The 13,478-nt window shown below is 73.5% G+C and carries 15 protein-coding genes; 10 read left to right on the top strand and 5 right to left on the bottom strand.

The features are described 5' to 3' along the window. Window positions 1-100 precede the first annotated feature (100 nt). The 4 genes from ACFWZ5_RS00545 to ACFWZ5_RS00530 all read left to right on the top strand — a co-directional run bounded on the left by ACFWZ5_RS00545 (window position 101) and on the right by ACFWZ5_RS00530 (window position 4,150). Window positions 101-1,600 carry an acyl-CoA synthetase gene (locus ACFWZ5_RS00545; RefSeq protein WP_384786931.1) on the top strand — a complete coding sequence of 500 codons (1,500 nt, stop codon included), beginning with the start codon at window positions 101-103 and terminating at the stop codon, window positions 1,598-1,600. Between the two features lies 1 nt (window position 1,601). Further along, window positions 1,602-2,396 (top strand): alpha/beta fold hydrolase, encoded by a 795-nt coding sequence (locus tag ACFWZ5_RS00540; protein ID WP_384786928.1) that lies wholly within the window; start codon window positions 1,602-1,604, stop codon window positions 2,394-2,396. 174 nt (window positions 2,397-2,570) lie between these two features. After that, window positions 2,571-3,140 carry a hypothetical protein gene (locus ACFWZ5_RS00535; RefSeq protein WP_384786925.1) on the top strand — a complete coding sequence of 190 codons (570 nt, stop codon included), beginning with the start codon at window positions 2,571-2,573 and terminating at the stop codon, window positions 3,138-3,140. Beyond that, the gene (locus ACFWZ5_RS00530; RefSeq protein ID WP_384786922.1) at window positions 3,137-4,150 is read left to right on the top strand and encodes a hypothetical protein; all 1,014 of its coding nucleotides are present in this window, start codon (window positions 3,137-3,139) and stop codon (window positions 4,148-4,150) included. The genes ACFWZ5_RS00535 and ACFWZ5_RS00530 overlap by 4 nt, the downstream gene beginning before the upstream one ends. 46 nt (window positions 4,151-4,196) lie before the next feature. Here the strand turns inward: ACFWZ5_RS00530 and paaK are convergent, their stop codons facing one another. Then, entirely contained in the window at window positions 4,197-5,498 is a 1,302-nt protein-coding gene (gene paaK, locus ACFWZ5_RS00525; RefSeq protein ID WP_384786919.1) for a phenylacetate--CoA ligase PaaK, read from the bottom strand. 277 nt (window positions 5,499-5,775) lie between these two features. Between paaK and ACFWZ5_RS00520 the strand changes: the two genes are divergently transcribed. Further along, the gene (locus tag ACFWZ5_RS00520; RefSeq protein ID WP_384786917.1) at window positions 5,776-6,009 is read left to right on the top strand and encodes a hypothetical protein; all 234 of its coding nucleotides are present in this window, start codon (window positions 5,776-5,778) and stop codon (window positions 6,007-6,009) included. 65 nt (window positions 6,010-6,074) lie between these two features. Here the strand turns inward: ACFWZ5_RS00520 and ACFWZ5_RS00515 are convergent, their stop codons facing one another. Further along, window positions 6,075-6,572 (bottom strand): GNAT family N-acetyltransferase, encoded by a 498-nt coding sequence (locus tag ACFWZ5_RS00515; protein WP_384786914.1) that lies wholly within the window; start codon window positions 6,570-6,572, stop codon window positions 6,075-6,077. A gap of 187 nt (window positions 6,573-6,759) precedes the next feature. Between ACFWZ5_RS00515 and ACFWZ5_RS00510 the strand changes: the two genes are divergently transcribed. The 4 genes from ACFWZ5_RS00510 (at window position 6,760) to ACFWZ5_RS00495 (ending at window position 10,628) form a co-directional block, all read left to right on the top strand. Then, window positions 6,760-8,289 (top strand): alpha/beta fold hydrolase, encoded by a 1,530-nt coding sequence (locus ACFWZ5_RS00510; RefSeq protein ID WP_384786911.1) that lies wholly within the window; start codon window positions 6,760-6,762, stop codon window positions 8,287-8,289. A gap of 83 nt (window positions 8,290-8,372) precedes the next feature. Further along, window positions 8,373-9,653, top strand: a complete 1,281-nt coding sequence (locus ACFWZ5_RS00505; protein WP_384786908.1) for a sensor histidine kinase — start codon at window positions 8,373-8,375, stop codon at window positions 9,651-9,653. Beyond that, window positions 9,650-10,309 carry a response regulator gene (locus ACFWZ5_RS00500; protein ID WP_384786905.1) on the top strand — a complete coding sequence of 220 codons (660 nt, stop codon included), beginning with the start codon at window positions 9,650-9,652 and terminating at the stop codon, window positions 10,307-10,309. The genes ACFWZ5_RS00505 and ACFWZ5_RS00500 overlap by 4 nt, the downstream gene beginning before the upstream one ends. A gap of 94 nt (window positions 10,310-10,403) precedes the next feature. Then, window positions 10,404-10,628, top strand: coding sequence for a hypothetical protein (locus ACFWZ5_RS00495; RefSeq protein ID WP_384890050.1), 225 nt, complete (start codon window positions 10,404-10,406; stop codon window positions 10,626-10,628). 86 nt (window positions 10,629-10,714) lie between these two features. On the opposite strand, the gene ACFWZ5_RS00490 is transcribed toward ACFWZ5_RS00495, so the two are convergent. Together ACFWZ5_RS00490 and ACFWZ5_RS00485 are read right to left on the bottom strand one after the other, a co-directional pair. Next, window positions 10,715-11,362: a DUF1707 domain-containing protein gene (locus ACFWZ5_RS00490; RefSeq protein WP_384786899.1), complete on the bottom strand. Its 648-nt coding sequence runs from the start codon at window positions 11,360-11,362 to the stop codon at window positions 10,715-10,717. 108 nt (window positions 11,363-11,470) lie between these two features. Further along, window positions 11,471-11,986 (bottom strand): MarR family winged helix-turn-helix transcriptional regulator, encoded by a 516-nt coding sequence (locus ACFWZ5_RS00485; RefSeq protein WP_384786896.1) that lies wholly within the window; start codon window positions 11,984-11,986, stop codon window positions 11,471-11,473. A gap of 93 nt (window positions 11,987-12,079) precedes the next feature. On the opposite strand from ACFWZ5_RS00485, the gene gap reads away from it, so the two are divergent. Further along, on the top strand, window positions 12,080-13,093 hold the full coding sequence (gene gap, locus ACFWZ5_RS00480; RefSeq protein WP_384786893.1) for a type I glyceraldehyde-3-phosphate dehydrogenase: 1,014 nt from the start codon (window positions 12,080-12,082) through the stop codon (window positions 13,091-13,093). Here the strand turns inward: gap and ACFWZ5_RS00475 are convergent. Then, complete coding sequence (locus ACFWZ5_RS00475; protein WP_384786890.1) at window positions 13,078-13,452, bottom strand: DUF6086 family protein; 375 nt, start codon at window positions 13,450-13,452, stop codon at window positions 13,078-13,080. The genes gap and ACFWZ5_RS00475 overlap by 16 nt on opposite strands. Window positions 13,453-13,478 lie beyond the last annotated feature (26 nt).

Below are 13,478 nucleotides of genomic sequence, written 5' to 3'. Positions count from 1 at the left end.
GCGGCGGGGGCTGGCGTCGTGTACAGCCTGGGTGAGCACCCTGGTCCGGGAGGTGGCACGGCTCTTGACCGCGTGCGGCGCGCACCGCAGGATCACCGCCATGACGGATGTACGCGGCAACACGGTCGACGCGGTCCTCAGGCGCAGCGCGCGCCGCACACCGGACCACACCGCCCTGCGCTACGGCGACCGCTCCTGGACGTACGCCGCACTGGACGACGCGGTGTCACGCGCGGCGCGCGTCCTGCGCGAGGCGGGGACGGCCCGGGGCGACCGCGTCGGCGCGTACGCCCACAACTCGGACGCCTACCTCATCGGTTTCCTCGCCTGCGCCCGCGCGGGCCTCGTCCACGTGCCGGTCAACCAGAACCTCACCGGCGCCGACCTGGCGTACATCGTCCGCCAGTCCGGCAGCGCGCTCGTCCTCGCGGACCCCGACATCGCGGGGCGACTCCCGGACGGCGTCCGGGCGTTGGCGCTGCGGGACGCGGACGACTCGCTCCTGTCGCGGCTGGCCGCGGCGGCCCCGTACGACGGCGAGGAGCCGGGCGCGGACGACCTCGTCCAGCTCCTCTACACCTCCGGCACCACCGCCCTGCCCAAGGGCGCGATGATGACCCACCGCGCCCTCGTCCACGAGTACGTCAGCGCGCTGCACGCCCTCGACCTGCGCGCGTCGGACCGGCCGCTGCACTCGCTGCCGCTCTACCACTCCGCGCAGATGCATGTGTTCCTGCTGCCGTACCTGGCCGTCGGTGCCGAGAACACGATCCTCGACGCGCCCGCCGCCGACCGGATCTTCGACCTGGTGTCGGCGGGCCGCGCGGACAGCCTCTTCGCGCCGCCGACCGTGTGGATCGGCCTGGCCAACCATCCGGAGTTCGCCACGCGGGACCTGAGCGGGCTGCGCAAGGCCTACTACGGCGCGTCGATCATGCCGGTGCCGGTCCTGGAGCGGCTGCGGTCACGGCTGCCGGGGCTCGCCTTCTACAACTGCTTCGGGCAGAGCGAGATCGGCCCGCTCGCCACCGTCCTCGGTCCCGACGAGCACGAGGGGCGGATGGACTCGTGCGGGCGGCCGGTGCTCTTCGTCGAGGCGCGGGTCGTCGACGAGTCGGGCAAGGAGGTGCCCGACGGCACGCAGGGCGAAGTCGTCTACCGCTCACCGCAGTTGTGCGAGGGCTACTGGGACAAGCCGGAGGAGACCGCCGAGGCGTTCCGTGGCGGCTGGTTCCACTCCGGCGACCTCGCCGTGCGCGACGCCGAGGGCTACTTCACCGTCGTCGACCGCGTGAAGGACGTCATCAACTCCGGGGGAGTGCTGGTGGCGTCGCGCCAGGTCGAGGACGCCCTGTACGAGCACCCGGCGGTCGCCGAGGCCGCGGTGATCGGCCTGCCCGACGCCCGCTGGATCGAGGCCGTGACCGCCGTCGTCGTCCCCTCCCAGGACGTCACGGAGGCCGACCTCATCACCCACACCCGCGAACGCCTCGCCGCCTTCAAGGCCCCGAAGCGGGTCGTCTTCGTCGAGTCACTGCCCCGCAACGCCAGCGGCAAGATCCTCAAGAGAGAACTCCGCGACCGCTTCCGCGACGCGTGACATGAGCTCGCGGCTCCCCTCATCCGGCCCCGAGCCGACCCGCGCCGCCCTCACCCTGGCCGGACGCCGCCTGTCCTACCTCGACTTCGGCGGCCCGGGCCCGGCCCTGCTGGCGCTGCACGGCCACTTCGGCGACGGCAGGACCTTCGCGCCCCTGGCCGCGGCACTCGCGGGCGAGTGGCGCGTCATCGCGCCCGACCAGCGCGGGCACGGACGCTCGGACCGGTCCGACGACTACACGCGGCGGGGATACGTCGACGACATCGCCGCGCTCCTGGCCCATCTGGGCGTGACCGACGCCGTCGTCCTCGGGCACTCCCTCGGCGGCGTCAACGCCTACCAACTGGCCGCATGGCACCCGGACCTCGTACGCGCCCTGGTCATCGAGGACAGCGTCGCCGCACCCGACGGCGACCTGTCCTTCGCCCTTGCGTGGCCCCGCCGGACACCCACCCGCGCCGCCCTCCTGCGTGCCCTCGGCGCGTCCGGCCCGCATGTCATCGGTGCGGTGCGGGAATACGCCGACGGCTGGGGGCTCGCCTTCCGGCCCGAGGACATGGTCGCCTCCCAGCGTCGGCTGAACGGCGACCACTGGCGGGACTGGCTCGCGAGCGACTGTCCGGCCCTGCTCGTGCGGGGCCTCCGCAGCCGTGTGCTCGGCGCCGGGCAGGCCAGGGCCATGGCCGCGCGGCGGCCGAACGTCCAGCTCGTCGAGCTGGACGCCGGGCACAGCGTGCACGAGGCCGACCCGGAGGGCTTTGCGGGTGCGGTCCGTGCGTTCCTGGTTCGGGTCTGAAGGCGGCTGGTCCGGGTCTGAAGGCGGCTGGTTCGGGGCTGAACGCGGCCCTGGTTCGGTGCTGAACGCCGTCTCCTGCCGGATGTGGGCCTTCCCTCCAGCTCGCGTCGGGCCCTACGCTCGTGCGGTGCTCGGGCGCCCGGATCCGGCGCGGCCGTGCTACCGGGGGCAATCGTGGATGTGTGGACGTTGGTTCTGCTGGGGGCGGCGGGCGGTCTGCTGCGCGGTGTCCTCGACGTCTACACGCGCTTCGTGGACTGGCAGACGGACCGCCGCCTCCACCGGCAGCTCTCCGCCGAACAGGCGGGCCCGGCACCCCGGTTCCAGGATCACTTCGACCCCGTTGCCGACCCCATCGCGGCGGGCGTGCACAGCGTGATGGGCGCGGGCGCCGCCGTGCTCTTCGGGACGACGGGGCAGATCAGCGGCGCGTACGCCGCCCTCGTCGTCGGGATCTCGGCGCCCCTGCTGCTCACCCAGCTCGGCCGCATCCAGTCGGTGAGCGACGCCGTCACCGGCGGCTCGCAGACCGCGGACGCGACGCCACCCCCTCCGGCGCAGCTCCCGCAGCCGGCCCCCGCCCGGCCCGCGATCGCCGACGTACGCACCCTCGGCCTGCCGCCCGACGACCCCGCGCGGGAGCCGCAGCCGAACGGCAGGCCCGCCGACCCCGCGCCCGGACCGGGCCGCGGCGCGCGACGGCTGCCGCGACGACCGGCCGTAGGTGAGGAGGGCACCCAGTGAACAGCGCCCACCTGCTGACCGAGGACCGCCACGAGTACGAGCGGATCCTCGACGAGGCGCTGCGCTCCGTGGAGGGGCGGCCCGGACGGGGAACGACGGGAACGCGGCTGAACCGGGAACAGCTGCGCACCATGGCGCTCAACGCCCTCGCGTTGATCACGGGGGCGGCGGCGGCCGAGTACCAGGACTTCGTGCTGCTCCGTGAGCAGGCGCGCGAGGTCGCGCTCCTCGGCGCTCCCCGTCGTCGGGAACCGGCCGCCGAGGTACGACCGGGACCGCGCGCGGACGGGTCCGGCCGGCGCGTCCGGAGGGCCGTACTGGGCGTAGAGCCCCGCGTCGGCCCGGCGGACCGGACCCGTACCCGGAGCCGGAACCGGCTGCGTCGGCTGCCCTTCTGGCGTCGCCTCCTCGCCGCGGTCCTGGGCGTCGGCGCCCGTGAGGCCGCACCGCGCCGTGCCGCGGCGGCGGGGCGCGGGCGGGCGGCCGGCCCGAGGGAGGAGGCCGGAGTGGCGGCGGTGGTCGGGGTCCTCGCGCTGGCCTTCACCGGAGCGACCGCGGCCGTCTGCCTGGTCTTCGGGTACGTCCTGAAGGGGCTCGGCCTCGCGCCCTCGACGGCGCAGTCGATGGTCGGCGCCGGGTGGGTGGTCGGCGCGATCGCGGCAGCCGCGGCCCTCGTCGCCCTGGTCGGCCTGCTGGTCGGCGCCGCGCGCTGGGGGGTGCCGCACAGGAGGGGAGCGGCCAGGACCGGCCAGGACCGCGGGCGCGGGCTCGACGACGACGTCGCACGGGCCAGGGAAGCCTGGCGGACCGCCCTGCTGGAGCGTGGCTTCCTGCCGTTCCTGGAGGAGGCGCTCGCCGACCCTCCCGCGCCGGGCACGCGGCGGCCGTACCCGCACTACTCCGCACCGGACTTCACGCGCCCGGACGTCCCGCGCCCGGACTTGGTGCGCCCCGACTTCACGAGCCCGGACTTCCCCGGCGCCGGTTCCTCCGACCCACGGTCCGACTGACCGTTCCTGCGGAACGCGGAACGCGGAACGCGGAACGTGGAATGCGTCAGGCCCCCTCGCCCCGCAGGTCCACGATCCGCTTGAACTTCCCCACGGACCGCTCGATCGTCTCCGGGTCGACGACCTCGACGGCGACCGTGACGCCGATGCCGTCCTTGACCGCCGACACGATCTCGCGCGCGGCGGCGTCACGGCGCCCGGGTGGGGTGTCCGCGCGGGACTCGACCCGCACGGTGAGGGCGTCCATGCGGCCCTCCTTCGTCAGGCGCAGCTGGAAGTGCGGGGCGAGCCCCGGTGTGCGCAGGACGATCTCCTCGATCTGGGTGGGGAAGAGGTTCACACCGCGCAGGTTCACCATGTCGTCACAGCGGCCCGTGACCTTCTCCATGCGCCGGAACACCCGCGCCGTGCCGGGAAGGAGACGGGTCAGGTCGCGGGTGCGGTAGCGGATGACGGGCATGGCCTCCTTGGTGAGCGAGGTGAAGACCAGCTCGCCGTGCTCGCCGTCCGGCAGCGCCTCGCCCGTGATGGGGTCCACCACCTCCGGGTAGAAGTGGTCCTCCCAGACGTGCAGCCCGTCCTTGGTCTCCACGCACTCCTGGGCGACCCCCGGGCCGATCACCTCCGAGAGCCCGTATATGTCGACCGCGTCGATCGCGAACCGCTCCTCGATCTCGTCGCGCATCTTCTCCGTCCACGGCTCCGCGCCGAAGATGCCCACCTGGAGCGAGGTGGTGCGCGGGTCGACGCCCTGCCGCTCGAACTCCTCCAGGAGCGTCAGCATGTACGAGGGCGTCACCATGATGATCTCGGGGCGGAAGTCCAGGATGAGCTGCACCTGCCGCGCGGTCATGCCCCCGGACGCGGGGATCACCGTGCAGCCGAGCCGCTCCGCGCCGTAGTGCGCGCCGAGCCCGCCCGTGAACAGGCCGTACCCGTACGCCACATGGACCTTGTACCCGGGCCGCCCGCCCGCCGCCCGGATGGAGCGGGCGACGACGTCCGCCCACATCGACAGGTCCTGCTCGGTGTAGCCGACGACGGTGGGGCGCCCCGTGGTCCCGCTCGACGCGTGCAGGCGCCGCAGCTCCGACTGCTCCACGGCGAACATCCCGAAGGGATAGTTGGCGCGCAGGTCCGCCTTCGTCGTGAACGGGAAGCGGGCGAGGTCGGCGAGCGTATGACAGTCGTCGGGGGTGAGCCCCGCCGCGTCGAACGCCGCCCGGTAGAAGGGCACGTTCTCGTACGCGTGGAGCAAGGTGTCCTGGAGGCGCTCGAGCTGCAGCGCTTTGAGCTCCGCACGACCGAGCCGCTCCGCGGCGTCCAGAAGTGCCGGTGTACGCGCCATGTGGAGATACCCCCGTCCATGCCGGGCGACCGAGCCTTCGGCCGATCTTGTGTCGGGGTCAGTAATTCAAGGTTTCATGGCTTCTGGCAAGGGTCTCGTACGAGGTGTCCTTGCTGCCTACGCCATCTGCTGACGGCGCGCGGGACATCGGCGGTGACCGCCGCCACCCGCCGACCCCGAAGTCGTGTGCGCCGGGACTCCCCGGGTACCCGCCAGGCGCCTCGGAGGCACGTCACGAGGGAAACAGCGAATGACTGCGGAGACTACGGAGGTGCCCATGGACAGGAGCACGGAGAGCGGCAGCGTCACCGGCACGCAGGACAAGGACTACAACCTCATCTGGTACGTCGAGGCGTGCCTGAGCAACGCCCTGCGCCTCGAGACCTACGTCCAGGACGCGGAACGCGACAAGGACACCGAGGTCGCGGAGCTGTTCCGCAAGGCACAGGCCGACAGCCGCAAGGGCGCGGACCTCGGCAAGGAGCTCCTGCGCTCCCGGCTGCGCGGCTGACGGCACGCGCCGCACCGGGCGGTGACCCGGGCCACGCGGCGGCCCGGGTCACGTGACGTCTTGGCTCACACGGCGGCCCGGCGGTAGACCTGCCGTGAGCCGCCCTCCGGCCCGGGCTCGGCCGCCTCGCACGGGGTGAACCCGAGCCGTTCGTAGAAGTCGCGCGCCCCGCTGGTCACGGCACCGGGGTGGTCGGCGCCGAAGGTGATCACCTCGATCGTGCCCGGGCCCCGTACGAACCTGGTCAGGGCGTCCGACATCAGCGCGTTCCCGACGCCCTGGCCGCGTGCCTCCTCCCCGACGACGAGCCAGTGGACGTGGTACGTCGCGGCGCCCGTGCCCGTGCCCGCGTGCGGGGCGGGGTCCTCCGTGCCGAACAGCAGACCGCCGAGCAGACGGCCCTCCGGCGCGGCGGCCACCAGGGCCATCGACCCGCTGATGTGCTCCTGCACGGCGCGGTGGAAACCGGGCTCCTCGACCATGGGGCCGAACCAGTGCTCCACCTCGGCCGCCAGCGCGAGGAAACCGGGGAAGTCCTGTTCCCGGGCAAGTCGGATGATCATCCGCACAGTCTCGCAGGGTCCGGCGCGCCCGCGGCACTCAACCCTTCGGACGAGGCGCGGCCCTCCTTTCCCACCGATCGGCCGAGGCCCGCGGCGGCGGGCCCCGGCCAGGCTTGTCCTGGTGGTCAACAGTGGCCCCGAGGGCCGCAGCGGCCCCATGGCCCCCAGGACAAGGAAGGCGACTCGGATGAGGAAGCTCGTCGCGGCGACGGCGCTCGCGGCCACGGCCGCTACGGCGGTGGCATGTTCCCCGGACACCGGTGTACGAACGGAGTCGGCGGCCCCTTCCGTCTCGGCGGCCCCCGTGTCCTGGAAGGCGTGCCGGGCGGCCGAGGGGGCGCCCGCGGGGGCGGAGTGCGGCACCGTCCGCGTGCCCGTCGACTGGAACGCCCCGGACGGCGACAAGCTCGACGTCGCGGTCGTCCGGCGCAAGGCCGCCGACCCGCAGCGGCGCGTCGGTACCCTGCTGTTCATGCCGGGCGGCCCCGGCATGTCGGGCGTCGAGACCGTCTCCGGCTCGCCCGAGTGGGGCGGCCTTGAGCGGCGCTTCGACGTCGTCAGCTTCGACCCTCGGGGCGTCGGCGGCAGCGGCGCGGTGAAGTGCTCGACCGCGCTCGCGGAGAAGACCGCGGTCGCCCTCAAGACGCAGGCGTCCGACGCCGCCGGATTCCGGCAGATCACCGACGCGTCCGCCGCTCTCGGCAAGGACTGCGCGGGCGCGTCGCCCGCCACCGCGAAGCTGCTCAAGCACCTCGACGCGACCAGCGTCGCCCGCGACATGGAGGCCATCCGGATCGCCATCGGCGAGAAGCGGCTCTCCCTGTACGGCCACTCCTACGGCACGGTCTACGGACAGCGGTACGCGGCCCTGTACGGCGAGCGCGTCCGGGCGGCCGTGCTCGACGGCGTCATGAACCCCCGGATCTCCCGCGCGGACTTCGCCGCCCAGTCCGCGAAGTCCCTGGAGGGCTCCTTCGCGGAGTTCGCCCGGTGGTGCGCCAAGGACAGGTCGTGCGCGCTCGGCGGCAAGGACGCGTGGGCGGTGTACGAGCGGGTGGCCGCCAAGGCCAAGGCGGGCACCCTGCCCCGGAGCGGCGACTCCGGCCGTCCCGTCGACCTGGTCCGGCTCAACGCGGAGATCGACGGGATGCTCCTCACCCCGTCCTGGTCCGCCCTCGCCCTGTACCTGAAGACGCTGGACGCGGGCCAGGAGTGGAAGGAGGACGCCGCAGAGGAGCAGGCGCCGGCCAAGCGTCAGGACTTCGCCGACATGGCCGTCTGCGCGGACTTCCGGATGCGGAGCAGCTACGACGAGTACGCCGCGCTCGCCGCGCGGTCCCGGAGCGCCGCCCCGCACCTCGGCTACTCCCCGAACGCCGTGCAGTACCTGAACCTCTGCTCCGGCTTCGGCGTCGAGCCGTCCCCGGACGCGGGCAGGGCCGAGCGCGTCGCCACCAAGACCCCGCTCCTCCTGATCAACGCCCGCCACGACAACGCCACCCCCCTGGCCTGGGCCCGTGCCGTCGCCGACCGCCTCGGCAAGAACGCCCGCCTGGTCGAGGTCGACGGCTGGGGCCACGGCATGAAGCTCTTCTCCCGGGGAGCGGAGCGGGACACCGTGGTGCGCTATCTGACCGATCTCGCCACGCCCGAGAAGCGGGTCACGACCGTCAAGGGCGACCTGCCCCCGGACGTCGCGGGGCAGAACGGCCGGTGACCGGTCGCGGCAGTCGACCGTTTGGCCGGTGCCGGTGGGCGGCGTGCGTTGCTCCGGTCGCGGGCGTGCCTACGGTGAGGAGCGTGCCTACTGTCGGGGGCGTGAAGATCAGTCCGCGCGGCTTGCGCCGCGCCCGGTGGGCGGGGCGTCTGGCGGCGGTGGCCGCGCTCGCCCTGCTCGGGGCCGTCGACCTGGTGAGCGACCGGCCGGAGGGCATCTGGCCCGTGCTCGCCTGCGAGACCGCGGTCACCGCCGTCGCCCTGTCGCCGTGGCCGCGCGTGCCGGTCCAGGGCAGGGCGGCGGTGGCGGCGGCGCTCTCGATCGGCGTCACCGCGCTGCTCGCGGGACCCGGCACCGCGGTCACCGGCAGCTGGGGCCTCATGGAGACGGCGGCCCTGCTCGTGCTCCTGGCCCGCACCGCCCGCGCGGCGCCCGCCGCACCGGCGGTCGCGCTGAGCCTGGCCCTCGCGGCCGCCGTGATGGCCCTGCCGCTGCGCCTGCGGTACGGCGACGACAGCGGCTTCGCCCTGCTGCTCACCCTGGCGGCGGGCGGCGCCGGTGGGCTCGGGGCGTATCTGCGGTCCTTGGACGACCGGCGTACGCGCGCGGTGGCGGCCGTACGGGATGCGGAACGCCGCGAACTGGCCCGGGACCTGCACGACTTCGTCGCCCACCACGTCACCGGCATCGTGGTCCAGGCGCAGGCCGCCCTCGCCGTGCGCGACAGCGCCCCCGACCAGGTGGAGCCGCTGCTGCGGTCCATCGAGCGCGCCGGCACCGAGACGCTCGACTCGATGCGGCGCCTGGTGCGCGTCCTGCGGGAGGAGGACACGACGGCGGTGCGCCACGGTGATCTCCTGCCCGAACTGGGCGAGTTGGTGGCCGCGTACGGACGCGACGTCCCCGCGTACGAACGCGAAGGCAGCGAAGGCCGTGAAGGGAGCGAAGGTCGTGAAGGCGGCGAAGGCGGCGAAGGCGGCGGCACCCCCGCCCGGCTGCGCGCCACCGCCGACGCGCGCGCAGCACGGCTCGCCCCGGAGGTGCGGACGTCCGTCCAGCGGGTCGTCCAGGAGGCGCTCACCAACGTCACCCGGCACGCGCCGGGCACGGCAGAAGTGGACGTGTCCCTGCGCCTGGAGCGCGCCCACCTCGTGGTGGAGGTCGTCAACGGCCCGCCGCCGCGCAGGGCCGCCCCGCCCGGCGGACGCGGCGGCTTCGGCCTGATCGGGCTCCGCGAACGCGCCGAGGCCGTCGGCGGCTCCTTCACCGCGGGCCCCACGGACGAGGACGGCTGGCGCGTCACCGCCCGCTTCCCGGTCCTCGCGGCGCCGGACGCGCACGGCCTGGCAGGATCAAGCCCATGACCGGCACGACACGGGTACTGATCGCCGACGACCAGGAGATGGTCCGCACCGGCTTCCGGCTGATCCTGGACGCCCAGGCCGACCTGGAGGTCGTGGGCGAGGCCGCGGACGGAGCCGCCTGCGTGGAACTGGCGCGGCGGCTCCGCCCCGACGTCTGCCTGGTGGACATCCGCATGCCGAAGCTCGACGGCATCGAGGTCACCCGGCTCCTGGCCGGACCTCAGGCCACGGACCCCCTGCCGGTCGTCGTGGTCACCACCTTCGACCAGGACGACTACCTGTACGGGGCGCTGCGCGCGGGCGCCCTCGGCTTCCTGCTCAAGGACGGCGGGTCCGCGCTCCTCGTGGAGGCGGTGCGGGCGGCCGCCCGCGGCGACGCCCTGGTCTCCCCGGCCGTGACGCTGCGCCTGCTGCAACGCCTCGGCCCGGGCACGGGGGAGGCCGCGGGCCCCGCCACGCCGTTGTCGGACCGGGAGCTGGAGGTCGTCCGCCTGGTGGCGCGGGGCCGGACCAACCAGGAGATCGCCGAGGAGCTGTACATCTCCCTGTCGACGGTCAAGACCCATCTGGTGTCCGTCCAGACCAAGCTGGCGGTCCGCAACCGGGTGGAGATCGCGGCGTGGGCGTGGGAGACGGGCGTGGTGCGGCCCGTGTGACGGCCGGGGCGTCATGTCCGGCGGGTTCGCCCTGAAGTGAACGCGTGTTGACGTCAGTTGGATGACGGGCGGGTCACGGGCCATCACACACCGGGTGCCCGGACCGTTGGTCGTGGCATGGAGCAGACCGCAGCCCCCCGCACCGTTGACGCCCACCATCGGCTTCGCGACGCTGGCCGACGCGTACTGGATGGCGTCCGACTCACCGATCTACGACACCGTCGAGCGACGCAGGCTCCGCCGGGGCCAGGAGGCGTCGTGCGCGCAGGACACACCGGCCGCGCACCTCGCCCGCGGCGAAGCGGCGAGCCTCACTTGAAGGTCAGGCGGTGAGCCGGCCGGAAGGCGACGCGGCGAGCTGACCCGAAGGCGACGCGGGCGCGCCCCGGCCTCGCTCCGGTGCGGTCAGCCGCCGGCGGGCAGGGCCGGGGGCTTGCGCAGCAGCCACTGCCCGAACGTGCGCCGTGAGGGCCGCACCACGACACGGCCGAAGCTCTTCTGGCCGACCAGCTCCACGCGCAGCGCGACGGGCGTGCCGGGGGCAGGTGTCTGAAGGATCTTCGTCCTGCTGTAGTCAAGGCGCAGGGCGTCGACGTCGACCACGATGCCCGGCCTCGTGATCAGCGTCAGGTCCTTGCCGCACATGTTCACCTCGACCCGCAGCGTGTCCTGCGTGATCTCCGCGTGGGTGAAGTCGAGCGTCACATCGCACCACGTCACCGCGAGCTCCAGCTTCCGCGGCACCACCCAGTACCCCACACGCTCGACCGCGGCGAAGCTCTGCTCGATCCGCAGCACGTCCTTGGCCTCCGCCGCTTTGGCCGAGGCCGGCGCGGGCGGCAGGTCGGCAGTGAGCACGGCCAGTTCGCTGAGCGTTCGCGCCGTCAGGGCCGCTTCCAGGCGCTCGTCCAACTCGTCCGCGGTCAGCAGGCCGTCCCCGGCCGCGACGCTCAACACGTCCACCACCCGGTCCCGGTCCGCATGAGAGGCCCGCAACTCGGGCGTCGGGCCGGGGCCGGAGCTCTGCCCCATGGGTGCGCTCTGTCCTGCCATGCTTCCGTCCTGGTCCTGTCGAACGTCGTCACGCGATGCGGCCGGCGGCACGCCTTGAGAACTAACGCTATATCGCGACAGGGGGGCAGGCCAAGCCTGGGCCGCGCGCTACCGTGCCCGCCCCAGCTCCGCGAGGCGCGTCAGCGCGGGCAGCGCCGCCGCGATGGACTGCTGTTCCTCGGGCGTCAGTTGGGCGACGAGCGGGACCAGGTGCCGGGTGCGGTCGTCGTGGCGGGAGCGGCCGATGCGGCGGCCCGCCTCGGTGATGTGGACCAGGACGGCGCGGCCGTCGCTGGGGTCGGGGCGGCGCTCGACGAGGCCGTCGCGTTCGAGGCGGGTGACCAGCTGCGTGATGGCGGGCTGGGTGATCTGTTCCGTCCTGGTGAGCTCGGAAAGACGCTTCGGGCTGCCGCCGAACGCGAGCGTGTCGAGCACCGACAGGGTCGTGAAGGGCAGCTTCTCCAGCGTCGGCAGCCGGATGTAGAAGCGGTTGAAGTTCTCGAGCGCCGCGGTGAAGGCGTCGACGTCCAGGCCGCCCCCGCCCGGCGCCGCGCCGTCGTGCTGTGTCTCGTGGTGCTGCGTCTCGTGGTGCTGCGTCTCGTCGTGCTGTGTCTCGTCGTCCACGGCAGAAATATATCGCGCTACTTATATAAGGTGCTTATGCTGTTCGGGGCGGGCGCCGCATGCCACGCCCTGTCGGAGCGAGGAGAGGGACCCATGACTGTGCGTATCGGCATCAACGGCTTCGGCCGCATCGGCCGCAACGTCTTCCGCGCGGCCGCCGCCCGCGGCGAGGACCTGGAGATCGTCGCCGTCAACGACCTCGGTGACGTGGCGACCATGGCCCATCTGCTGGCCCACGACTCGATCCTGGGCCGCTTCCCCGGCGAGGTCACCGCCGGGCCCGGCGAGATCCGGGCCGGGGACGCCACCGTCAAGGTCCTGGCCGAGCGGGACCCCGCGGCCCTGCCGTGGGGAGACCTGGGCGTCGACGTGGTCATCGAGTCGACGGGGATCTTCACCGACGCCGCCCGGGCCCGCGCGCACGTCGACGGCGGCGCGAAGAAGGTCGTCATCGCCGCCCCGGCCACCGGCGAGGACGTCACGATCGTGCTCGGCGTCAACGAGGACGCGTACGACCCGGCGCGGCACACGATCATCTCCAACGCCTCGTGCACCACCAACTGCCTCGCCGTCCTGGCGAAGGTGCTGCACGACGCCGTCGGCATCGAATCCGGCATGATGACCACCGTCCACGCCTACACCCAGGACCAGAACCTCCAGGACGCCCCGCACAAGGACCTGCGCCGCGCCCGCGCCGCCGCCCTCAACATCACGCCCACCTCCAGCGGCGCCGCCAAGGCCATCGGCCTGGTCCTGCCCGAACTCCAGGGCCGCCTGGACGCGTTCGCCCTGCGCGTGCCCGTCCCCACCGGCTCGGTCACCGACCTGACCGTCACCACGAGCCGCCGCACCACCGTGCGGGAGATCAACGAGGCGTACGCACAGGCCGCCGCCGGGGCGTACAAGGGCCTGCTTTCGTACACCGAGGCGCCGATCGTCAGCACCGACATCGCGGGCGACCCGGCGTCCTGCGTCTTCGACGCCGAGCTCACGCGCGTGCTCGGCGGCCAGGTCAAGGTCGTCGGCTGGTACGACAACGAATGGGGCTACTCGAACCGGCTCATCGACCTGGCGCTCCTGGCGGGCAACGGTCAGCGCGCCATGTAGCGGTCGAGCTCGCCCGCCCGTTCCCGTAGGCGCTCCGCCCACGCCTCGTCCTCCCGCGCCGACGCCCAGTCCACCGCGACGCCCGCGCGCCCCGCGAGCGCGAGCACCGTGGCGACGAAGCCCTCCGACAGGGCCACGACGACGGCGTGGTGGCTGCGGCGGTGGTGGGCGAGCAGGGCGTTGACGAACGTGGTGAAGACGGCCGGGTCGAGCTGGCACTCGTCGTGCTCCATCGGGCCGATGCCCGACGGGAGGTCGAGCTCCGCCTCGAACACCGCGACCTGGCGCAGGAAGAGCCGCGCGGCCCCGGTGGACGGGTTCCACAGCGTCTCGTCGCCGAGGTCGAAGTACTGGCTCACCGCGGGGCCTTTCGGTTGTGGTGACG

This window comes from Streptomyces sp. NPDC059003 (genome assembly GCF_042740445.1).
Lineage (GTDB): Bacteria > Actinomycetota > Actinomycetes > Streptomycetales > Streptomycetaceae > Streptomyces.
This window is presented reverse-complemented; position numbering and strand designations above follow the sequence as displayed.